This is a genomic window from Streptomyces sp. NPDC092369, from assembly GCF_044755245.1.
Lineage (GTDB): Bacteria > Actinomycetota > Actinomycetes > Streptomycetales > Streptomycetaceae > Streptomyces.
The window spans coordinates 1,530,562-1,552,199 of the sequence record NZ_JBIVQP010000002.1 but is presented as its reverse complement, the minus strand read 5'-3'; the positions used below and the strand labels follow the sequence as shown (position 1 = coordinate 1,552,199).

The 21,638-nt window shown below is 70.8% G+C and carries 18 protein-coding genes; 16 read left to right on the top strand and 2 right to left on the bottom strand.

Going from position 1 to position 21,638, the window contains the following annotated elements; translation table 11 throughout:
* The first annotated feature begins 2 nt into the window (after window positions 1-2).
* Window positions 3-1,163: a uroporphyrinogen-III synthase gene (locus ACIQI8_RS16680; protein ID WP_402350169.1), complete on the top strand. Its 1,161-nt coding sequence runs from the start codon at window positions 3-5 to the stop codon at window positions 1,161-1,163.
* Here the strand turns inward: ACIQI8_RS16680 and ACIQI8_RS16675 are convergent.
* A complete protein-coding gene (locus tag ACIQI8_RS16675; RefSeq protein ID WP_402350166.1) occupies window positions 1,112-1,639 on the bottom strand; it encodes a DUF1772 domain-containing protein in 528 nt (175 codons plus the stop codon). The genes ACIQI8_RS16680 and ACIQI8_RS16675 overlap by 52 nt on opposite strands.
* A gap of 175 nt (window positions 1,640-1,814) precedes the next feature.
* Between ACIQI8_RS16675 and ACIQI8_RS16670 the strand changes: the two genes are divergently transcribed.
* The 6 genes from ACIQI8_RS16670 (at window position 1,815) to ACIQI8_RS16645 (ending at window position 8,855) form a co-directional block, all read left to right on the top strand.
* The gene (locus ACIQI8_RS16670; protein WP_402350163.1) at window positions 1,815-2,411 is read left to right on the top strand and encodes a CGNR zinc finger domain-containing protein; all 597 of its coding nucleotides are present in this window, start codon (window positions 1,815-1,817) and stop codon (window positions 2,409-2,411) included.
* A gap of 329 nt (window positions 2,412-2,740) precedes the next feature.
* Window positions 2,741-3,262, top strand: a complete 522-nt coding sequence (locus ACIQI8_RS16665; RefSeq protein ID WP_010039908.1) for a sigma-70 family RNA polymerase sigma factor — start codon at window positions 2,741-2,743, stop codon at window positions 3,260-3,262.
* On the top strand, window positions 3,262-4,077 hold the full coding sequence (locus ACIQI8_RS16660) for a zf-HC2 domain-containing protein (protein ID WP_402350160.1): 816 nt from the start codon (window positions 3,262-3,264) through the stop codon (window positions 4,075-4,077). Before ACIQI8_RS16665 ends, ACIQI8_RS16660 begins: the two co-directional genes overlap by 1 nt.
* Before the next feature lie 69 nt (window positions 4,078-4,146).
* Complete coding sequence (locus ACIQI8_RS16655; protein ID WP_402350157.1) at window positions 4,147-6,549, top strand: HelD family protein; 2,403 nt, start codon at window positions 4,147-4,149, stop codon at window positions 6,547-6,549.
* A 306-nt stretch (window positions 6,550-6,855) separates the two neighbouring features.
* Complete coding sequence (locus tag ACIQI8_RS16650; protein ID WP_402350154.1) at window positions 6,856-8,271, top strand: NAD-dependent malic enzyme; 1,416 nt, start codon at window positions 6,856-6,858, stop codon at window positions 8,269-8,271.
* 302 nt (window positions 8,272-8,573) lie between these two features.
* Complete coding sequence (locus ACIQI8_RS16645; RefSeq protein ID WP_105974351.1) at window positions 8,574-8,855, top strand: HU family DNA-binding protein; 282 nt, start codon at window positions 8,574-8,576, stop codon at window positions 8,853-8,855.
* Between the two features lie 118 nt (window positions 8,856-8,973).
* Here the strand turns inward: ACIQI8_RS16645 and murA are convergent, their stop codons facing one another.
* The gene (gene murA, locus ACIQI8_RS16640; RefSeq protein ID WP_402350149.1) at window positions 8,974-10,320 is read right to left on the bottom strand and encodes a UDP-N-acetylglucosamine 1-carboxyvinyltransferase; all 1,347 of its coding nucleotides are present in this window, start codon (window positions 10,318-10,320) and stop codon (window positions 8,974-8,976) included.
* 251 nt (window positions 10,321-10,571) lie between these two features.
* On the opposite strand from murA, the gene ACIQI8_RS16635 reads away from it, so the two are divergent.
* From ACIQI8_RS16635 to ACIQI8_RS16595, 9 genes are all read left to right on the top strand, one after another.
* On the top strand, window positions 10,572-11,147 hold the full coding sequence (locus ACIQI8_RS16635) for a YqgE/AlgH family protein (protein ID WP_402350146.1): 576 nt from the start codon (window positions 10,572-10,574) through the stop codon (window positions 11,145-11,147).
* A 29-nt stretch (window positions 11,148-11,176) separates the two neighbouring features.
* Window positions 11,177-11,452, top strand: coding sequence for a DUF3039 domain-containing protein (locus ACIQI8_RS16630; protein ID WP_124000320.1), 276 nt, complete (start codon window positions 11,177-11,179; stop codon window positions 11,450-11,452).
* A 188-nt stretch (window positions 11,453-11,640) separates the two neighbouring features.
* A complete protein-coding gene (locus ACIQI8_RS16625) occupies window positions 11,641-12,933 on the top strand; it encodes an extracellular solute-binding protein (RefSeq protein WP_402350142.1) in 1,293 nt (430 codons plus the stop codon).
* A 44-nt stretch (window positions 12,934-12,977) separates the two neighbouring features.
* A complete protein-coding gene (locus tag ACIQI8_RS16620) occupies window positions 12,978-13,910 on the top strand; it encodes a carbohydrate ABC transporter permease (RefSeq protein ID WP_402350512.1) in 933 nt (310 codons plus the stop codon).
* A 5-nt stretch (window positions 13,911-13,915) separates the two neighbouring features.
* On the top strand, window positions 13,916-14,752 hold the full coding sequence (locus tag ACIQI8_RS16615) for a carbohydrate ABC transporter permease (RefSeq protein ID WP_402350509.1): 837 nt from the start codon (window positions 13,916-13,918) through the stop codon (window positions 14,750-14,752).
* A gap of 1 nt (window position 14,753) precedes the next feature.
* Window positions 14,754-16,385 carry a beta-N-acetylhexosaminidase gene (locus ACIQI8_RS16610; RefSeq protein WP_402350139.1) on the top strand — a complete coding sequence of 544 codons (1,632 nt, stop codon included), beginning with the start codon at window positions 14,754-14,756 and terminating at the stop codon, window positions 16,383-16,385.
* Window positions 16,386-16,666: 281 nt separating this feature from the next.
* Window positions 16,667-17,560, top strand: coding sequence for an FAD binding domain-containing protein (locus ACIQI8_RS16605; RefSeq protein ID WP_124000315.1), 894 nt, complete (start codon window positions 16,667-16,669; stop codon window positions 17,558-17,560).
* Entirely contained in the window at window positions 17,557-19,326 is a 1,770-nt protein-coding gene (locus tag ACIQI8_RS16600; RefSeq protein ID WP_402350135.1) for a 2Fe-2S iron-sulfur cluster-binding protein, read from the top strand. The genes ACIQI8_RS16605 and ACIQI8_RS16600 overlap by 4 nt, the downstream gene beginning before the upstream one ends.
* A complete protein-coding gene (locus ACIQI8_RS16595; protein ID WP_402350132.1) occupies window positions 19,323-21,632 on the top strand; it encodes a xanthine dehydrogenase family protein molybdopterin-binding subunit in 2,310 nt (769 codons plus the stop codon). The genes ACIQI8_RS16600 and ACIQI8_RS16595 overlap by 4 nt, the downstream gene beginning before the upstream one ends.
* Window positions 21,633-21,638 lie beyond the last annotated feature (6 nt).

The window sequence follows — 21,638 nt, the reverse complement described above, 5'->3', positions numbered from 1 at the left end:
CCATGTACGAGCAACAGCAGCCGCCGGATCACGCCCCGCACGGACCCCTCGCGGGGTTCACCGTCGGTGTGACGGCCGCGCGTCGCGCCGACGAGCTGGGTGCGCTGCTCCAGCGGCGTGGCGCCGCCGTGCTGCACGCGCCCGCGCTGCGGATCGTGCCGGTCGCCGACGACAGCGAGCTGCTGGCCGCGACGAAGGGACTGATCGACCGGGCACCGGACGTCGTGGTGGCGACCACGGCCATCGGCTTCCGCGGCTGGGTCGAGGCGGCCGACGGGTGGGGGCTCGGGGAGGCGCTCCTGGAGCGGCTGCGCGGAGTGGAGCTGCTCGCCCGCGGGCCCAAGGTCAAGGGCTCGATTCGGGCCGCCGGACTGACCGAGGAGTGGTCGCCGTCCAGCGAGTCGATGGCCGAGGTGCTCGACCGGCTGCTGGAGGAGGGCGTCGACGGGCGCCGTATCGCCGTACAGCTGCACGGCGAGCCGCTGCCCGGGTTCGTCGAGGCGCTGCGGGCCGCGGGGGCCGAGGTGGTGGGCGTGCCGGTGTACCGGTGGATGCCGCCGGAGGACATCGGGCCGGTGGACCGGCTCCTGGACGCCACCGTCTCGCGGGGCGTGGACGCCCTGACCTTCACCAGCGCGCCCGCAGCGGCATCCCTACTGAGCCGGGCCGAGAAACGCGGGCTGCTGCCCGAACTCCTCGCCGCCCTCCACCACGACGTCCTGCCGGCCTGCGTCGGCCCGGTCACCGCGCTGCCGCTCCAGGCCCACGGCGTCACCACGGTCTCACCCGAACGCTTCCGCCTCGGACCCCTCGTACAGATCCTGTGCCAGGAACTCCCGGCCCGCGCACGGTCGTTGCCGATCGCCGGCCACCGGGTGGAGATCCGCGGCCACGCGGTCCTCGTCGACGGCGCCCTGCGTCCCGTACCGCCCGCCGGTATGTCGTTGCTGCGCGCCCTGTCCCGCCGCCCGGGCTGGGTGGTGGCCCGCTCGGAGCTGCTGCGAGCACTGCCGGGCGCCGGCCGTGACGAGCACGCCGTGGAGACGGCGATGGCCCGACTGCGGACGGCACTCGGCGCGCCGAAGCTGATCCAGACGGTGGTCAAGCGGGGCTACCGGCTGGCGTTGGATCCGGCGGCGGACGCCAAGTACGCCGACGTCTGACCGGCTCGGCCGAACAGCACCAACCCCCGCGCCAGCAACCCCAGCGCCACCGTCGACCCCACCGCCCGCACGATGTTCCACGCCACCCACGGATCCTCGAAATGCTCGCGGGCCGCCGCCGGATCCGTCATGTCCGCGAGGTCGTTGTTGAGCGGGATGTTGACGACGACGGTGATCAGGAAGACCAGGGCGTAGGCCAGGAAACCCGCCCACACCCACCACCGGTACGGCTGCCCGCGCAGCTGCCACGCCGACACCGCGGACAGCGCCAGCGCGCCCATGAAGCTGAGGAAGAACACCGGGTTCTGGATCACGTCGTTGATGTCCCGCATGACGTCGACGAAGACCCGGTCGTCGCTGCGGGCCAGCGCGGGCATGATCGCGCAGGCGAAGGTGTAGAAGAGCCCGGCGATCAGGCCCATGGCGACCGTGGCCGCGCCCAGTAGGAGTCCCGAAGCAGTCCTGTTCTGTGTCATGGCTCCAGTCAACGGGCGCCGCGCGGCCCCGGACATCGCCGAGACGCGCACCCGCATAAGCGGCCGTCCACGGGTCCCGTGGGTATGAGGGGTTCCGGCCGCGAGAGCGGGAAGGCACTGTATGAGGGAACGGTTCCTCTGCCCTCAGCTTCCCGAGCCAGGCGGTGACAGGCACATGGCACTGGGTACGGCCACGGTCGCGTACGAACTCCGCTACGACGCCGGACGGGTCTGTCTCGACCTGCTCGCGACCTCTCATCCCGAGGAACGGTTCGACTCCGTGGAGGTTCTGTGCGCGTGGATCACCGGCGCCGGCCTGGTTCCGCCGGGCATCCCGCTGACCCACGCCGGCCCGTCCTGGTTGGTCGACTTCCGTGAACTGCGCGGACAGATAGGGCAGTTGGTCAGCGGGGCGGTGACGACCCCGCCCCGGCCGACGTACGACATCGCGCTCGCCCGCGTGAACGAGATCGCCCGGGTCGCGCCCCCGGCCCCACGGGCCGTGCGCGGCGAGGACGGCTCGCTGGTGCGGGAGTTGGACGGGCCGCCGGAGTGCGCGGCGCTGCTCGGGGCGATCGCCCGGGACGCCGTGGAGCTGCTCACGGACCCGGTCGCGCGGGCCGGCCTGCGGCAGTGCGAGGGCGACAACTGTCCGATCTTTTATGTCGATTCGTCCCGGGGCCGCAGAAGGCGCTGGTGCTCCAGCGAGGTCTGCGGAAACCGCGAAAGAGTCGCCCGGCACCGTCGGCGGGCGGCACTCGCCCGAGCCTAGGTGTCCGGTAAGCGGCTTCTGTGGGGGGAGTGCGGTCATGTGGTCGAAGTGATTTCGACAACACTGGGTTTGGCCCGAATATGCCAGCGGCACCAGACAGCAGAGAGGCGATGTGGTGGAAATGTAAAGATCGAGAGGTAGGAATGTGCACCCATGTCCCCCTCGTCATGACACCCCGGAGAAAACTGTCGCCTCCCGTTGAACATGACGGAGACCACATCCGTACCTGTGGAGGAGCGACCGACTGGGGGATCCCCCGGACACCGGAGGTGGGCGTGCGCAAGGATTCCGTCGTGGCCAATGAACGTGGATCGAGGGCCCGACATCGCATGTCCCAGCCCTCGGAACCTGATGAGGAGCTGATGCGTGCCCTCTACAGAGAGCATGCCGGACCTCTCCTTGCGTACGTACTCAGGCTGGTCGCCGGAGACCGGCAGCGAGCAGAGGACGTCGTGCAGGAGACACTCATCCGTGCCTGGAAGAACGCCGGTCAGCTCAATCGAGCGACCGGATCGGTACGCCCCTGGCTGGTGACGGTCGCTCGCCGCATCGTCATCGACGGCCACCGCAGCCGGCAGGCCCGGCCGCAGGAGGTCGATCCGTCGCCGCTGGAGGTCATCCCCGCGGAGGACGAGATCGACAAGGCGCTGTGGCTGATGACGCTGTCTGACGCGCTCGACGACCTGACCCCGGCCCACCGGGAGGTGCTCGTCGAGACGTACTTCAAGGGGCGTACCGTCAACGAGGCGGCTGAGACGCTCGGAATTCCCAGTGGCACCGTGCGCTCACGCGTGTTCTACGCGTTGCGCTCGATGAAGCTGGCACTGGAGGAGCGGGGGGTGACGGCGTGATGAGTGTTTACGGGGGAAACCAGGGATTCGGCACAGGTGGTTCGGGTATGTCTGGCTCCATGATGGGATCTCCGGGCCCGAACGAACACGAAACCGTCGGGGCCTACGCACTCGGAATCCTCGATGACGCCGAGGCGACCGCCTTCGAAATCCACCTCGCCACCTGCGAGTGGTGCGCCCAGCAGCTCGACGAGCTGGCCGGGATGGAGCCGATGCTGGCCGCCCTCGCGGACCTGCCCGGCACCGGCACCCCCGCCATCGGCGAGTCCCTCTCCGCCAAGCCGAGCCCTCGGCTCGTGGAGAAACTGGTCGACGAGGTCGGCGAGAAGCGTGCCCTCAAGCGGCGGCGCAGCTTCTACATGGTGGCGGCAGCGGCCGCGCTGATCATCGCCGGTCCGCTGGCGGCGATCGCGGTGAACGGCGGCGGTTCCAGCGGCGGTACCGGTGACGAGGCCGGCGCCAAGGCGGCCTTCACCACCCTGTCCGACAAGGTCTCCGCGACCGACTCCTCCACCAAGGTCAAGGCGACCGTGGCGATGGAGAAGAAGGACTGGGGCACCTGGGGTGTCGTCGAACTCAGTAACGTCAAGGGCCCGTTGAAGTGCTCGCTCATCGCCGTCGGCAAGAACGGCGAGCGCGAGACGATGTCCACCTGGGCGGTCCCCAAGTGGGGCTACGGCATCCCGAACGCCAAGACCGAGCAGGCCAAGCAGCCTCTCTACGCCCAGGGCGGCGCCGCTTTCCAGCCCAACGAGATCGACCATTTCGAGGTCATGACCTTCGACGGCAAGAAGCTCGTGGCAGTAGACGCGTAGTGAACGTAGCTTCCACCGGCCCCCTTCGCGTACGGTTGACGGCTGCCCAGCACGTCAGAAGGGGGCCCGGTGGCCGCACAGGCTCAGCAGGAAACCGCGGTCGACGCCGCAGCGGATTCGGTCCGCGATCGCGAGATCAGCGTCGAACAGAAACATCTCGACCGGGTGTACCAGCGCCTTGAGGAGAAGATCCACGAGGCCGAGTTCCTGATGAACGACGCGGCCAAGCGTGGCCAGGTCGGCACGCCCGGCGCGCTCGCCGAGCGGGACGCCCAGGTCTTCCGGGCCGGCATCCACCTCAACAGGCTCAACAACGAGTTCGAGGACTTCCTCTTCGGACGGATCGACCTGCTCCTCGGCAAGGACGGCAAGAAGGGTCCCGACGGCGCCTACACCGCCGTGGAACCCGCCGAAGGGGCCGTACGGGACGACCACACCGCCGACATCGCGGAGACCCTGCACATCGGGCGCATCGGCGTCCTGGACTCCGAGTACGCTCCGCTGGTCATCGACTGGCGGGCGCCCGCGGCGGCGCCGTTCTACCGCTCCACCCCGGTGGACCCGGGACGGGTCGTGCGGCGCCGGGTGATCCGCTCCAAGGGGCGCAAGGTGCTCGGCGTCGAGGACGACCTCATGCGCCCCGAGCTCACCGCCCTGCTGGACGGCGAGCAACTGCCCGTCATCGGCGACGGCGCCCTCATGGCAGCCCTCGGGCAGGCCCGCGGGCACACCATGCGGGACATCGTCGCCTCCATCCAGGCCGAGCAGGACCTGGTCATCCGCGCCCCCGCCGCCTCCGTGACGTACGTCGAGGGCGGGCCGGGGACGGGGAAGACGGCGGTGGCGCTGCACCGCGCCGCCTACCTGCTCTACCAGGACCGGCGCCGGTACGCGGGCGGCATCCTCATCGTCTCGCCCACCCCGCTGCTGGTCGCCTACACCGAGGGCGTCCTGCCCTCCCTCGGCGAGGAGGGCCAGGTCGCGATCCGGGCGATCGGCTCGCTGGTCGACGGTGTCGAGGCCACGCTGTACGACGCCCCGGCCGTGGCCCGCGCCAAGGGCTCCCACCGCATGCTCAAGGTGCTGCGGAAGGCCGCCCGCGGGGCGCTGGAGCAGGGACGCCCCGGCGGCTCCGCCCGGCCCGCCGCCGGTCAGCTCTCCTTCGGCGACGACTTCGGCGACGGTCCCGGCGGCGACTCGGCCGAGACCGACCCGCGCGGACCGGTCTCGACCTCCCGGCTGCGGGTCGTCGCCTTCGGGCGCCGCCTGGAGCTGGAGGCGGACACGCTGGAACGTATCCGCCAGAACGCGCTCAGCGGCACCGCCCCCGTCAACCTGCTGCGCCCGCGCGCCCGCAAGCTCCTCCTGGACGCCCTGTGGGACCGGTCCGGCGCGGGCACCCGGCACACCGACCCGGAACTCGCCGCCGAGCTGCGCTCCTCCTTCGACGAGGACGTCACCTCGGAGGACGCGTTCACGGCGTTCCTGGACGCCTGGTGGCCCGAGCTGACCCCCAGAGCCGTGCTGGACGCGATGGCCGACGAGCGACGCCTGGGCCGCTGGGCCCGGCGGATCCTCAACCCCGGCGAGATCCGCCGGGTGGCCCGTTCGCTGCGCCGGGACGGGTACTCCGTGCACGACATCGCCATGCTCGACGAGCTCCAGGCGATCCTCGGCGTCCCGGCCCGCCCCAGGAAGCGGCGCGAACTGGACCCGCTGGACCAGCTGACCGGCCTCGAAGAGCTGATGCCGACCCGCGAGGAGACGCAGTGGGAGCGGGCCGAGCGGCTCGCCCAGGAGCGCACCGAGTACGCGCACGTCATCGTCGACGAGGCCCAGGACGTGACCCCGATGCAGTGGCGCATGGTCGGCCGCCGCGGCCGCCACGCCACCTGGACGGTCGTCGGCGACCCGGCCCAGTCCTCCTGGTCCGACGTGGACGAGGCCGCCGAGGCCCGTGACGAGGCCTTGGGCACTCGTCCGCGCCGCCGCTTCCAGCTCACCGTCAACTACCGCAACCCCTCCGAGATCGCCGACCTCGCCGCGAAGGTGCTGGCGCTGGCCATGCCCGGCTCGGAGTCACCGCGGGCGGTGCGCTCCACCGGCGTGGAGCCACGCTTCACCGTCGTACGGGAATCCCTGGCGCAGACCGTCCGTGCCGAGGCCGACCGGCTGCTCGGGCTCGTCGACGGCACGGTCGGTGTCGTCGTCGCGATGAACCGCCGCGAGGAGGCGGCGCGCTGGCTCGCCGGGCTCGGCGACCGGGTGGTGGCCCTCGGCAGCCTGGAGGCCAAGGGCCTGGAGTACGACGCGACGGTCGTCGTCTCGCCGGCCGAGATCGCCGACGAGTCCCCGGCCGGCCTGCGGGTGCTGTACGTGGCGCTCACCCGCGCCACCCAGCAGCTGACGATCGTCTCCGCCGAACGGGACGAGCCGGACGCGTCCGGGGTGCCCGACCTGCTGAGGGACTGACCGTCGGGGGAGTGGCCACCGGACTGGTTCCTGTGAACTCCCCGTACGGGAATGGTCTTACGGGATCTGTTTGTTAGCCTGGACGTGACACCGGCCCGATCCAAGCCCCCGGGCCCAACCTTCGTCGCTACGAGCGACCACTTGCCGCGAGGCGAGCATGGCGGGCCGGTGTCACCTTCTTCCCTCTCCTGTGGACTCTTTCGTGAACTCAAGGTTCGCAATCCGGTCCGACTAACGCCTACTCATCGGTAGGTGCGACCATCGGACGGCACACAGCGTCACAGGTGAAAGCAGAGGAAGTCGGCCATGGCAACGGCGCCCAGCGTCTCCTACTCGATCACGGTCCGTCTGGAGGTGCCCGCCTCAGGAACGGCGGTCTCCCAGATCACCACGGCCGTGGAGACCCACGGAGGCTCGGTCACCGGCCTCGACGTGACCGCCTCAGGCCACGAGAAGCTGCGCATCGACGTCACCATCGCGGCGAGTTCCACGGACCACGCCGACTCGATCGTCCAGCAGCTGCGCCGTATCGAGGGCGTCACCCTCGGCAAGGTGTCGGACCGTACGTTCCTGATGCACCTCGGCGGCAAGATCGAGATGCAGTCCAAGCACCCGATCCGCAACCGTGACGACCTGTCCATGATCTACACCCCGGGCGTGGCCCGCGTGTGCATGGCGATCGCCGAGAACCCCGAGGACGCCCGCCGCCTCACCATCAAGCGCAACTCCGTTGCGGTCGTGACGGACGGCTCCGCGGTCCTCGGCCTCGGGAACATCGGCCCCAAGGCCGCCCTGCCGGTCATGGAGGGCAAGGCGGCGCTCTTCAAGCGCTTCGCCGGCATCGACGCCTGGCCGCTGTGCCTGGACACCCAGGACACCGACGCGATCGTCGAGATCGTCAAGGCGATCGCCCCGGGCTTCGCCGGCATCAACCTGGAGGACATCTCCGCGCCGCGCTGCTTCGAGATCGAGGCCCGGCTGCGCGAGGCCCTCGACATCCCCGTCTTCCACGACGACCAGCACGGCACGGCGATCGTGGTCCTGGCCGCCCTGACGAACGCGCTGCGTGTGGCGGGCAAGGAGATCGAGAACATCCGGGTCGTCATGTCCGGTGCGGGCGCGGCCGGTACGGCCATTCTCAAGCTGCTGATCGCCGCGGGCGTGAAGAACGCCGTCGTCGCCGACATCCACGGTGTCGTGCACTCCGGCCGCGAGGACCTGGTGGACGCGGCGGCCGACTCGCCGCTGCGCTGGATCGCCGACAACACCAACCCCGAGAACCTGACCGGCACGCTGAAGGAAGCCGTTCGCGGAGCGGATGTCTTCATCGGCGTCTCCGCCCCGAACGTGCTGGACGGGGACGACGTGGCCGCCATGGCCGAGGGCGCCATCGTGTTCGCGCTCGCGAACCCCGACCCCGAGGTCGACCCGACGATCGCCCGCCAGACGGCCGCCGTCGTGGCCACCGGCCGCTCCGACTTCCCGAACCAGATCAACAACGTGCTGGTCTTCCCGGGTGTCTTCCGCGGTCTGCTGGACGCCCAGTCCCGCACCGTCAACACCGAGATGATGCTGGCCGCGGCGACCGCCCTCGCGGACGTCGTGACCTCGGACGAGCTCAACCCGAACTACATCATCCCGAGCGTCTTCAACGACAAGGTCGCGGGCGCGGTGGCCGGAGCGGTCCGGGAAGCGGCGAAGGCGGCGGGCGCGGCGTCGTAGGCTCGATGTCGTAGCCGTGGCGTACGGTGCAAGTGCTGTGAGGATCACCACCCGGCTGCCTCGGCGCGTCGCGGAACGGCGGGCATACGAGGGCGCTTTAGGGTGGCGGGCACGCTCAGGCCTTCCGTGTGACTCCCCAGGGTGTACTAGCGACTCCCTACGGGTGCCGGATTGGCTTTCCCGCCGCAGGTAGGGGCAGGATGCCTCCCTGGGTGAGAGCGCATCGGACTTCTCATAGCGCCTAACATGCGGCTCCGCCGCGTGGCACGCCCCAACAGCAAGAAGAACACGGGAGTAACGACATGAACCGCAGTGAGCTGGTGGCCGCGCTGGCCGACCGCGCCGAGGTGACTCGCAAGGACGCCGACGCCGTTCTGGCGGCGTTCGCCGAGACCGTCGGCGAGATCGTCGCCAAGGGCGACGAGAAGGTCACCATCCCCGGCTTCCTGACCTTCGAGCGCACCCACCGTGCCGCTCGCACCGCGCGCAACCCGCAGACCGGTGACCCGATCAACATCCCCGCCGGTTACAGCGTCAAGGTGTCCGCGGGCTCGAAGCTCAAGGAAGCCGCCAAGGGCAAGTAAACCTTCGCGTACGCGACGGTATTGCGTACGAGGCTCAGCAACGCGAATGGGGCGGCCACCCGGTCAGGGTGGCCGCCCCATCGTCGTGGGAGCGCCTCTTTCGGGGCTCCTCACGGGGCTATCCGAGTGCCTTGCCCGGCAGTTCCACCTTCGCGCCCAGCTCGACCAGCTTCTCCATGAAGTTCTCGTAGCCGCGGTTGATGAGGTCGATGCCGTGGACCCTGGACGTGCCCTGGGCGGCCAGCGCGGCGATGAGGTACGAGAAGCCGCCGCGCAGGTCGGGGATGACCAGGTCGGCGCCCTGGAGGCGGGTGGGGCCCGACACCACGGCCGAGTGGAGGAAGTTGCGCTGGCCGAAGCGGCAGTTCGAGCCGCCCAGGCACTCGCGGTACAGCTGGATGTGCGCACCCATCTGGTTGAGCGCGGAGGTGAATCCGAGGCGGGACTCGTACACCGTCTCGTGGATGATCGACAGGCCCGTCGCCTGGGTCAGCGCCACAACCAGCGGCTGCTGCCAGTCCGTCTGGAAGCCCGGGTGCACGTCCGTTTCGAGGGCGATGGACTTCAACTGGCCGCCCTGGTGCCAGAACCGGATGCCCTCGTCGTCGATCTCGAAGGCACCGCCCACCTTCCGGTAGGTGTTCAGGAACGTCATCATCGAGCGCTGCTGGGCGCCGCGGACGTAGATGTTGCCTTCGGTCGCCAGCGCCGCGGACGCCCACGAGGCGGCCTCCAGGCGGTCCGGGAGGGCGCGGTGGTTGTAGCCGCCGAGCCGGTCCACGCCCGTGATACGGATCGTGCGGTCGGTGTCCATCGCGATGATGGCGCCCATCTTCTGCAGGACGCAGATCAGGTCCTCGATCTCCGGCTCCACCGCCGCGTTCGAGAGCTCCGTGACGCCCTCCGCGAGGACGGCCGTCAACAGCACCTGCTCGGTGGCGCCCACGGACGGGTACGGCAGCTGGATCTTCGTGCCGCGCAGCCGCTGCGGCGCCTCCAGGTACTGACCGTCCGCCCGCTTCTCGATCTTCGCGCCGAACTGCCGCAGCACCTCGAAGTGGAAGTCGATCGGCCGGCCGCCGATGTCGCAGCCGCCCAGGCCCGGGATGAACGCGTGGCCCAGGCGGTGCAGCAGCGGGCCGCAGAACAGGATCGGGATGCGGCTGGAGCCCGCGTGCGCGTCGATGTCGGCGACGTTCGCGCTCTCCACGTGGGAGGGATCCATCACCAACTCGCCCGGCTCCTCACCCGGACGGACCGTCACCCCGTGCAGTTGCAGCAGGCCGCGTACGACACGCACGTCTCGGATGTCCGGAACGTTGCGCAGTCGACTCGGCTCACTGCCCAGCAGGGCGGCGACCATGGCCTTCGGTACGAGGTTCTTCGCACCGCGGACCCGGATCTCGCCTTCCAGCGGGGTTCCACCGTGGACAAGCAGTACGTCATCAGAGCCGTTGACGGTCATGTATCTCGCGTTCCGGTGAGGGGGGCAGGGCCAGGGGAGCAAGCGTAATCGCCGCGTACCCCCCTTCTGTAAGCCCAGGCACGCCTCAGCCACGTCATAGCTCTGTCACAACACGAACCGCTGCACGCCGGACACATGGGGTCACCGCCGCCCCCGTGCGCTCGGGACGCACCTGTGCGCCCTGAGCTGCATTCACCCGCGAACACCCATTGCCTCCCCACGCGGAGGGAAGATGCGGGATCATGTCTGCCATGACCGAGGTGTCCTCGCTCACAGGGCGGCTGCTCGTGGCCACGCCCGCCCTGGCGGACCCGAACTTCGACCGTGCGGTGGTGCTCCTTCTCGACCACGACGAGGAGGGCTCCCTCGGTGTCGTCCTCAACCGGCCGACCCCGGTGGACGTCGGCGACATCCTGGACGGCTGGGGCGATCTCGCCGGCGAGCCCGGTGTCGTCTTCCAGGGCGGCCCGGTCTCCCTCGACTCCGCCCTCGGGGTCGCCGTCATCCCCGGCGGCTCCTCCTCCGCCGAGCGCGCGCCGCTGGGCTGGCGCCGGGTGCACGGCGCGATCGGCCTGGTCGACCTGGAGGCCCCGCCGGAACTGCTCGCCTCGGCCCTCGGCTCCCTGCGGATCTTCGCCGGCTACGCCGGCTGGGGCCCGGGCCAGCTGGAGGACGAGCTGGTGGAGGGCGCCTGGTACGTCGTCGAGTCGGAGCCCGGCGACGTCTCCTCGCCGTCCCCGGAGAGACTCTGGCGCGCGGTCCTGCGCCGCCAGCGCAACGAGCTCGCGATGGTGGCCACCTACCCCGACGACCCTTCGCTCAACTGATGCGTGTGAGCTTCAGTACCCTTGGCGCCATGAGCACTCTTGAGCCCGAGCGCGGGACTGGTACGGGGACCCTCGTAGAGCCGACGCCACAGGTGTCCCACGGCGACGGCGACCACGAGCGCTTCGCCCACTACGTCCAGAAGGACAAGATCATGGCGAGCGCCCTCGACGGGACTCCCGTCGTGGCGCTGTGCGGCAAGGTCTGGGTGCCGGGCCGCGATCCGAAGAAGTATCCCGTCTGTCCCATGTGCAAGGAGATCTACGACTCCATGGGCAGCGGTGGGGACGACGACAAGGACAAGTAGCACCACGTAACACCTGAGGCTTCTCAAGGCCCCCGGGGCGCGTTCGGCGCGCCCCGGGGGCCTTTTGCATGTCACGAAGTGGTTGAGACCTCTTGTGGGCGTGTTCATGTTGTCCCTAGTCTCCGGAGCGTTGTGCAGAGCGAAACAGTCATTGCATATGTTGCAACGCACTCTCGGAGGACCACTCCATGAAGCTCTCTCCCCGACTCGCCGTCGTGCTGACCGCCCTGGTCGTCACCGCCTGCGCCCCCCAGACCTCCTCCAACTCCTCCTCCGAGAAGGACGACAAGGACGGCACCCTGCGGGTGTGGCTGTTCCAGGAGGTCGGCAACGACCCGAAGGAGAAGGTCGTCGACTCCGTGGTCGACGCCTTCCAGAAGACGCACAAGGGCACGAAGGTCGACGTCGAGTACATCCCCGTCGAGACCCGGGCCCAGCGCGTCAAGGCCGCCTTCAACGACCCGAAGTCCGCGCCGGACGTGATGGAGTTCGGCAACACCGACACCGCCGGCTACGTCCACGACGGCGGACTCCTCGACGTCACGAAGGAGTTCGGCGCCTGGAGCGAGGCCAAGGACACCGACCCCACGGCCAGGCAGTCGGTCACCGTCGACGGCAAGCAGTACGGCTCCCCGTTCTACGTTGGTGTCCGCGCCCTGTACTACCGCACCGACGTCTTCAAGGACCTGGGACTGCAACCCCCGAGGACCATGGCCGAGTTGGCCACCACGGCCCGCAGGATCCGCGCCGAGAAGCCCGACCTGTACGGCCTGGTCGTCGGCGGCGCCTACACGTACGGCGCGATGCCCTTCGTGTGGGCCAACGGCGGCGAACTCGCCACCGGCGAGGGCGACTCGTACACCTCCGCCATCGACAGCGCGGCCGCCCAGAAGGGCATCAAGGCCTACACGTCCCTGTTCACCTCGGACAACTGTCCCGCCGCCAAGTGCGCCGGGATGGGCGGCAACGACACGATCACCGCGTTCGCGGCGGGCAAGGCGGGCATGGCGATCGGCGGCGACTTCAGCCACGCGGCCGTCGAGGCGGGCAAGGTGAAGGGCAAGTACGCGGTGGTGCCGCTGCCCGGTGTCGCGTCCGGGTCGATAGCTCCGGCCTTCGCGGGCGGCAACAACATCGGTGTCCTCAAGAGCACTTCGCACCGCTCGCTCGCGGTCGACCTGATGGAGCAGCTCACTTCGAAGAAGACCCAGGCCTCGATGTTCGACGCCATGGGCTTCCTGCCGACGTTCACGGACGTGCGGGACGCGGCCGCGGCGAAGGTGCCGTTCGAGAAGCCGTTCGTGCAGACGCTGGGTGCCGGGACCAAGTTCGTTCCCGCGTCGCCGGGTTGGTCGCAGATCGACTCGCAGCTGGTGCTGCCGAATCTTTTGCAGCAGGTGATCAGCGGCAAGAAGAGTGTTGACGCTGCGGCGAAGGAAGCGGCTGGGAAGATGGACGATGCGTTTGGCTCCGCCGGGTGACGGGGGTGGCGCCTGAGAGCTCGGGGGTGGTGGAGCGTCGGCGGGTGCGGGTTCGTGGGGGCTTGTCGCGCAGCTCCCCGCGCCCCTTGCGGCATCACCGGAACGTCGGTCGATGGACGCCGTGGCTTTACCTTGCTCCAGCCCTGGTCGTGCTCGGCGGGCTGCTCGTCTATCCCATCTACCAGCTCGGGCTGATCTCGTTCTTCCACTACACGCAGGCTCAGGTGAGTGGTGGGGAACCGACCACCTTCGAGGGGTTCGGGAACTACAGCACGCTCTTCTCGGACTCCGAGTTCTGGCAAGTACTGCTGGCGACCGTGGTGTTCGCGGCCGGGTGCGTGGTCTCGACGCTCGCCGTCGGCTGCGCGCTCGCCGTGCTGCTGACCCGGGTGCGTGCCGTGCCGCGGCTGGCGCTGATGCTGGCCGCGCTCGGCGCGTGGGCGACCCCGGCGGTGACCGGCTCGACGGTCTGGCTGTTCCTCTTCGACCCCGACTTCGGGCCGGTGAACCGGATCCTCGGGCTCGGCGACCACTCGTGGACGTACGGGCGCTTCAGCGCCTTCTTCCTCGTGCTGCTCGAAGTGGTGTGGTGCTCCTTCCCGTTCGTGATGGTCACGGTCTACGCCGGTATCCGGGCCGTACCGGCCGAGGTGCTTGAGGCCGCCGCGCTGGACGGCGCCTCGCAGTGGCGGATCTGGCGGTCCGTGCTGGCGCCGATGCTGCGGCCGATCCTGACCGTGGTGACCATCCAGTCCGTCATCTGGGACTTCAAGGTCTTCACGCAGATCTACGTCATGACGAACGGCGGCGGCATCGCGGGCCAGAACCTCGTCCTGAACGTGTACGCCTACCAACAGGCGTTCGCGTCCTCGCAGTACAGCCTCGGCTCGGCGATCGGCGTCGTGATGCTGCTGATGCTGCTCGCCGTGACGCTCGTGTACCTGCGGCTGCTGCGCCGGCAGGGGGAGGAACTGTGAATCTCATGCGGGCCCAACTGCGGCGCCCCTGGCGGCTGGCGGCCGAACTGTCGGCGCTGGCCATCGCCGTCGTCGTCGCCTTCCCCCTCTACTGGATGGTGCTCGGCGCCTTCAAGCCGGCCGGTGAGATCGAGTCCAGTGAGCCGCGGCCCTGGACGCTGGCGCCCTCGCTGGACTCCTTCCGGCGCGTGTTCGGGCAGCAGGATTTCGGTCGGTATTTCGTCAACAGCCTTGTCGTCGCGGGCAGTGTCGTCATCGCCTCGGCACTCATCGCGTTTCTCGCCGCGACCGCCGTGACGCGATTCCGGTTCCGCTTCCGGACCACGCTGCTGATCATGTTTCTGGTCGCCCAGATGGTGCCGGTCGAAGCCCTCACGATCCCGTTGTTCTTCCTCATGCGGGACTTCGACCAACTGAACACGCTGGGTTCGCTGATCCTGCCGCACATCGCCTTCTCGCTGCCCTTCGCGATCTGGATGCTGCGGGGGTTCGTGAAAGCCGTGCCGGACGCGCTGGAGGAGGCCGCGTACATGGACGGGGCGAGCCGGGCGCGATTCCTGTGGCAGATCCTTTTCCCACTGGTCTTCCCCGGGCTCGTGGCCACGAGCGTGTTTTCCTTCATCTCGGCCTGGAACGACTTCCTGTTCGCCAAGTCCTTCATCATCAGCGACACCTCCCAGTCGACCCTGCCGATGGCCCTGCTGGTCTTCTTCAAGCCGGACGAGCCGGACTGGGGTGGCGTGATGGCGGCCTCGACGGTGATGACGATCCCGGTGCTGGTGTTCTTCGTACTCGTACAGCGACGTCTGGTCTCGGGGCTGGGCGGAGCGGTTAAGGACTGACGTGACTTCACTGACGGAACTGATCCCGGCGCCCCGCGCGGTCGAGGGTGCGGGGCGGTGCGGTTTCCCGTTCGAGACGGACACCGCCCTGTGGGGCGAGCCCGGCACCGAGAGCACACAGCGCTGGCTGCGGTCCACGCTCGGCGCCGCCCTCGGTCTGCCGCTGGCACCGGGGCGGGAGGGGGAGCCCAACACCGTTGCGCTGCGGCTCGACGAGACCCTGGCACCGGAGGCGTACCGCCTGGAGGTGGTCGCCACGGTGGGTGTCACGATCACCGGCGGCAGCGCGGCCGGCGTGTTCTGGGGCGCGCAGACGCTGCGTCAACTGCTGGGCCCCGCGGCCTTCCGGCGCGCGCCGATCGACCCCGGCACGACGTACGGCGTGCCCCACCTGACCATCGAGGACGCCCCGCGATTCGGTTGGCGCGGTCTCATGCTCGACGTCGCCCGGCACTTCATGCCCAAGGAAGGCGTGCTGCGCTACCTGGACCTGCTGGCCGCGCACAAACTCAACGTCTTCCACTTCCACTTGACGGACGACCAGGGCTGGCGCGTCGAGATCCGGCGGTACCCGAAACTGACCGAGACCGCGTCCTGGCGGTCCCGCACGAAATTCGGCCACCGGGCCTCGCCCCTGTGGGACGAGAAGCCGCACGGGGGCTTCTACACCCAGGACGACATCCGGGAGATCGTCGCCTACGCCGCCGAGCGGCATATCACCGTCGTCCCCGAAATCGACGTACCGGGCCACTCGCAGGCAGCCATCGCCGCGTACGCGGAACTCGGCAACACCGACGTCATCGACACCACCGCCCTCACCGTCTGGGACACCTGGGGAATCAACCCCAACGTACTGGCCCCCACCGACAACACCCTGGAGTTCTACGAGGGGGTGTTCGAGGAAGTGCTCGCGCTCTTCCCCTCGGAGTTCATCCACATCGGGGGTGACGAATGCCCCAAGGACCAGTGGCGGGAGTCGCACACCGCGCAGAACCGCATCAAGGAACTCGACCTCGCCGACGAGGACGAGTTGCAGTCCTGGTTCGTGCGGCACTTCGACACATGGCTGTCCGCGCGCGGGCGCCGGCTCATCGGCTGGGACGAGATCCTGGAGGGCGGCCTCGCCGAGGGCGCGGCGGTCTCCTCCTGGCGGGGCTACGGCGGCGGGATCGCCGCCGCGCGCGCGGGTCACGACGTCGTCATGTGCCCCGAGCAGTACGTGTACTTGGACCACCGCCAGCACGGCGGCCCCGACGAGCCCGTGCCCATCGGGTTCGTGCGCACCCTGGAGGACGTCTACCGCTTCGAGCCCGTTCCGGCCGAGTTGACCCCTGAGGAGGCCGAGCACGTCCTCGGTACCCAGGCCAACGTGTGGACCGAGGTGATGGAGGATCAGGCGCGCGTGGACTACCAGACGTTCCCGCGGCTCGCTGCCTTCGCCGAGGTGGCCTGGAGCGCCCTGCCGGCCCCGGCGGAACGGGACTTCGCGGATTTCGAGCGCCGGATGACCGCCCACTACGCGCGCCTCGACGCCCTGGGCGTCGCCTACCGTCCGCCGACCGGCCCGCTGCCCTGGCAGCGGCGCCCGGGTGTGCTCGGCCGCCCGATCGAGGGGCTGCCGCCGCACAGGTAGTCCACTCGCGGACGGCCGGTCCCGCCGAACAAGTACCCGCCCCCGCCGAACAGGTAGGGGAAAATCGTCGCAAGCATCACCGAAGAGTGCCAATTCGCACGCTCCGGTGATGCGGTGCGAAAACGGGTCATCTCGCTGGTGAGGTGGGCGAATGCCGCCTAGCGGACCCCTGTCTTCGGCCCCTGCGAAGATGTGCCAGAGTTGCCACGTCCGCCCTGTCAGCACGTACCGTACGGCAGCACAGGTGGGACCAGGTGGGGCAGCGGGAAGGGGCAGCCGGTTTGACCACGCAAGCACCGCAGTCGGCGCAGTCCGTCACGCTGCCCACGACGCTGGACGAAGCCGTGGCGGCCCTGTCCGCCATGCCCGCCGCCGTGCCCGTGGCCGGTGGCACCGACCTCATGGCCGCCGTCAACTCCGGGCAGCTCAGGCCCGCCGCGCTGGTCGGCCTCGGCCGCATCAGCGAGATCCGCGGCTGGCAGTACCAGGACGGTCACGCGCTGCTCGGCGCGGGTCTCACGCACGCGCGTATGGGCCGCCCCGACTTCGCCGCGCTGATCCCGGCACTGGCCGCCGCGGCCCGCGCCGCCGGTCCGCCGCAGATCCGCAACGCGGGCACCCTGGGCGGCAACATCGCCTCGGCCGCGCCCACCGGGGACGCGCTGCCCGTGCTGGCCGCCCTGGAGGCGACGCTCATCATCGCGGGCCCGGCCGGCGCCCGCCGGGAGATCCCGGTCTCGCACCTGCTGGCAGGCGTGGACATGCTGCGCGGCGGCGAACTCATCGGCTTCGTAAGGATGCCGCTGCTGCACGCCCCGCAGGTCTTCCTGAAGGCCACCGGACGGACCGGCCCCGGACGCGCCGTCGCGTCCGTCGCAGTCGTCCTGGACCCCGCCCGGCGCGGGGTGCGGTGCGCCGTCGGAGCCATAGCGCCGATGCCGCTGCGCCCGCTGGACGCCGAGCACTGGGTCGCCCGCCTCATCGACTGGGACAACGGCCGCACGATCGTCCCGGAGGCGCTCACCGCCTTCGGCGAGTACGTCGCGGCCGCCTGCATCCCGGACCCGGTCCCGGAGCCGGACGGGTCCGTGCAACCGCTTCCGCCCGCCGTACTGCATCTGCGGCGCACCGTCGCCGCGCTGGCCCGACGAGCACTGGGGAGGGCGCTGTCGTGACCGACGACCAGCACGGAGAAGGCGCCCCCCGGGGCGGCGGCCGCTGGGACCCGCTGCCCCAGGGCGACTACGACGACGGCGCCACCGCCTTCGTGAAACTCCCCGAGGGCGGCATCGAGGCGCTCCTGGCCTCCGCCGAGCCGCTGGCCGCGCCGGGGCACGGGTATGTGCCGCCGCAGATAGCGGCCACGCCCGGCTCGACCGAGGCGGACCCGTCGGGGACCGGCAGTTGGGCGATGCCCGGGCCGGGCGAGGGCGCCCAGTGGCCCGACCCGAACAGCGTGCCGCAGGACGGCGGCGACCGGTTCGCGTACAACCCCGCTTCCACGCAGCAGTGGGCCTTCGAGGAGCCGCCCGGCGGCACCGGGACCCCGCCGCACGGGACGGGGCACCCCGGCCATCCCGGCCAGGACGTGACCGGGCAGTGGTCGATTCCGGTCGCCGACGGCGATCTTCCGGACGAATCGGGCGAGTTCACCACCTCGTCCCTGGTCCAGCAGTGGGGCGGCACCCCGCCGGCCACGCTGCCCGGCGGCGCCGCCGCGCCCTGGGCGACGGACGGGACGGGGCAGCCGTGGGCGCAGGAGTCGGGCGCCCTCACGGACGAGTCACCGGGAGTCGGCGAACCGCATGCCGCTGCCGGGCACGCGGGCACGCGCCGGCCCTTGAGCCTGCCGCCGCACGCCGACGAACCGGACGGGGACGACCACGCCGGGGCCCGGCGGACGGCCGGAGCGCAGGACACCGCGCCTCGCACGGACGAACAGTCGCCCGGGGCCTACGGGGAGGTCTCCGCCGTAGCCGCCTCACGGCCGCCTCACGGGCCCGGAGAGGCCGCGGCGGCAGCGAGAGTGGCCGACGGCGCCCAGGAGGCCGCTGAGGCGCCTGAGAGGCCCGTGGAGCCCTTCGACGGGTCCACCCGGGACGCCGCGAACGGACGGAACGGCGCCGAGGCCCACGCCTCCGCCGGCTCCGACACCCGTGACGCCACGGACAGTTCGGACACCTCGGTCCGCCCGGCGCCCGTCGGCCCCGCCGAGTCCGACGGCCACGAAGGCTCCGCCGACGACGGCCACGCGGCCTCCGAGGGCCACCCCGACACCTCGGCGGACGACGCCCCGCCACCGCCTCCCGGCGAGGAACACCCCCTCGCCTCCTTCGTCCTGCGCGTCAACGGCGTCGACCGGCCCGTCTCCGGCGCCTGGGTCGGCGAGTCGCTGCTCTACGTGCTGCGCGAGCGGCTCGGCCTCGCGGGCGCCAAGGACGGCTGCTCCCAGGGCGAGTGCGGGGCCTGCAACGTCCAGGTCGACGGACGGCTCGTCGCCTCCTGCCTGGTCCCCGCCGTGACCGCCGCGGGCTCCGAAGTACGCACCGTCGAAGGCCTCGCCGAGGACGGACAGCCCTCGGACGTGCAGCGCGCGCTCGCCCGCTGCGGCGCCGTCCAGTGCGGCTTCTGCGTGCCCGGCATGGCGATGACGGTCCACGACCTCCTGGAGGGCAACCCGGCGCCGACCGAGCTGGAGGCCCGCCAGGCCCTGTGCGGCAACCTCTGCCGCTGCTCCGGCTACCGGGGCGTCCTGGACGCCGTCAAGGAGGTCGTCGCCGAACGCGAGGCGCACTCCGCCGGCGACTCGTCCGAACAGGACGGCGACGAGGCGCGTATTCCTCACCAGGCGGGCCCGGGGGCCGGCGGGATCAACCCGTCGGCGTTCGAGCCCCACCGGGCGCACGACCAGGCGCACGGACAGGACGGAGGCCAGGCGTGACCAACGAAGCCGCCACCGCGACCAGCACCGCGGAGGCAGCCCCCGCCGCCGAGCCGATCCCGCACGGCCTCGGCTCCTCCCTGCCCGCGGCCGACGCGCGCGCGAAGACCGAGGGCACCTTCCCGTACGCGGCCGACCTGTGGGCCGAGGGCCTGCTGTGGGCCGCCGTACTGCGCTCCCCGCACCCGCACGCGCGCATCGTGTCCATCGACACCACCCACGCGCGCGAGATGCCCGGCGTACGGGCCGTCATCACCCACGAGGACGTCCCCGGCACCGAGTTCTACGGCCGCGGCGAGGCCGACCGCCCGGTGTTCGCCTCCGAGGTCGTACGCCACCACGGCGAGCCCATCGCGGCCGTCGCTGCCGACCACCCCGACACCGCGCGCATGGCCGCCGCCGCCATCAGCGTCGAGTACGAGGTGCTCGACCCGGTGACCGACCCCGAGCGCGCCTTCGAGGCCGAGCCGCTGCACCCCGACGGCAACCTGATCCGGCACATCCCGCTGCGCCACGGCGACCCCGACGCGGCCGGCGAGATCGTCGTCGAGGGCCTCTACCGCATCGGCCGCCAGGACCCCGCCCCCATCGGCGCCGAGGCCGGCCTCGCCGTGCCCCGTCCCGACGGCGGCGTCGAGCTGTACCTGGCCTCCACCGACCCGCACGGCGACCGCGACACGGCCGCCGCCTGCTACGGCCTCGAACCCGAGCGCGTGAAGATCGTCGTCACCGGTGTGCCCGGCGCCACCGCCGACCGCGAGGACCAGGGCTTCCAACTCCCGCTCGGCCTGCTGGCGTTGAAGACCGGCTGCCCGGTGAAACTCACCGCCACGCGCGAGGAGTCCTTCCTCGGCCACACCCACCGCCACCCCACCCTGCTGCGCTACCGCCACCACGCCGACGCCGAGGGCCGGTTGGTGAAGGTCGAGGCGCAGATCCTGCTCGACTCGGGCGCCTACGCCGACACCTCCGCGGAGGCCCTGGCAGCGGCCGTCGGCTTCGCCTGCGGCCCCTACGTCGTCCCGAACGCCTTCATCGAGGGCTGGGCCGTACGCACCAACAACCCGCCCTCCGGCCATGTGCGCGGCGAGGGCGCCATGCAGGTGTGCGCCGCCTACGAGGCGCAGATGGACAAGCTGGCCAAGAGACTCGGCGTCGACCCGGCCGACCTGCGCATGCGCAACGTCATGGCCACCGGTGACGTACTCCCGACCGGCCAGACCGTGACCTGCCCGGCGCCGGTCGCCGAACTCCTCCAGGCGGTACGGGACTTCCCGCTGCCCGCGCTCCCCAAGGACACCCCCGAGGACGAGTGGCTGCTGCCCGGCGGCCCCGAGGGCGCCGGCGAGCCGGGCGCGGTGCGCCGGGGCGTGGGCTACGGCCTGGGCATGGTGCACATCCTCGGCGCGGAGGGCGCCGACGAGGTCTCCACGGCGACCGTGAAGGTCCACGACGGCATCGCGACCGTCCTGTGCGCGGCGGTGGAGACCGGCCAGGGATTCACCACGCTCGCGCGCCAGATCGTCCAGGAGACCCTCGGCATCGACGAGGTGCACGTCGCGCCCGTGGACACCGACCAGCCGCCGGCCGGCCCCGGTTGCCGCGGCCGGCACACCTGGGTGTCGGGCGGCGCGGTGGAGCGGGCGGCCAAGATGGTCCGCACCCAGCTCCTGCAGCCCCTGGCGCACAAGTTCGGCATGTCCACGGAGCTGCTGCAGATCACCGACGGCAAGATCACGTCGTACGACGGTGTCCTGTCGACCACCGTCACCGAGGCGATGGACGGCAAGGAACTGTGGGCGACGGCACAGTGCCGCCCGCACCCGACCGAGCCGCTCGGCGAGCACGGCCAGGGCGACGCCTTCGTGGGGATGGCGTTCTGCGCGATCCGCGCGGTCGTGGACGTCGACATCGAACTCGGCTCGGTACGCGTCGTGGAGCTGGCGCTCGCCCAGGACGTCGGCCGCGTGCTCAACCCGGCGCAGCTGACCGCCCGGATCGAGGCGGGCGTCACCCAGGGCGTGGGTATCGCGCTGACGGAGAACCTGCGCACCGCGCGCGGGTTGATCCGCCACCCCGACCTCACCGGCTACTCCCTGCCGACGGCCCTGGACACCCCCGACATCCGGATCGTCAAGCTCGTCGAGGAGCGCGACGTGGTCGCCCCCTTCGGCGCGAAGGCGGTCAGCGCGGCGCCCGTGGTCACCTCCCCGGCGGCCATCGCGTCCGCCGTACGGGCCGCGACGGGCCGCCCGGTGAACCGCCTCCCGATCCGCCCCCAGGCGGCCGTGGTCACGTCCCAGTGACCTCCT

Bases quoted from the DNA above. Each gene is read 5' to 3' on its own strand.
- ACIQI8_RS16680 (WP_402350169.1), top strand. From the start codon at position 3: ATGTACGAGCAACAGCAGCCGCCGGATCACGCCCCGCACGGACCCCTC.
- ACIQI8_RS16675 (WP_402350166.1), bottom strand. From the start codon at position 1,639: ATGACACAGAACAGGACTGCTTCGGGACTCCTACTGGGCGCGGCCACG.
- ACIQI8_RS16670 (WP_402350163.1), top strand. From the start codon at position 1,815: ATGGCACTGGGTACGGCCACGGTCGCGTACGAACTCCGCTACGACGCC.
- ACIQI8_RS16665 (WP_010039908.1), top strand. From the start codon at position 2,741: ATGTCCCAGCCCTCGGAACCTGATGAGGAGCTGATGCGTGCCCTCTAC.
- ACIQI8_RS16660 (WP_402350160.1), top strand. From the start codon at position 3,262: ATGAGTGTTTACGGGGGAAACCAGGGATTCGGCACAGGTGGTTCGGGT.
- ACIQI8_RS16650 (WP_402350154.1), top strand. From the start codon at position 6,856: ATGGCAACGGCGCCCAGCGTCTCCTACTCGATCACGGTCCGTCTGGAG.
- ACIQI8_RS16645 (WP_105974351.1), top strand. From the start codon at position 8,574: ATGAACCGCAGTGAGCTGGTGGCCGCGCTGGCCGACCGCGCCGAGGTG.
- murA (WP_402350149.1), bottom strand. From the start codon at position 10,320: ATGACCGTCAACGGCTCTGATGACGTACTGCTTGTCCACGGTGGAACC.
- ACIQI8_RS16635 (WP_402350146.1), top strand. From the start codon at position 10,572: ATGACCGAGGTGTCCTCGCTCACAGGGCGGCTGCTCGTGGCCACGCCC.
- ACIQI8_RS16630 (WP_124000320.1), top strand. From the start codon at position 11,177: ATGAGCACTCTTGAGCCCGAGCGCGGGACTGGTACGGGGACCCTCGTA.
- ACIQI8_RS16625 (WP_402350142.1), top strand. From the start codon at position 11,641: ATGAAGCTCTCTCCCCGACTCGCCGTCGTGCTGACCGCCCTGGTCGTC.
- ACIQI8_RS16615 (WP_402350509.1), top strand. From the start codon at position 13,916: ATGCGGGCCCAACTGCGGCGCCCCTGGCGGCTGGCGGCCGAACTGTCG.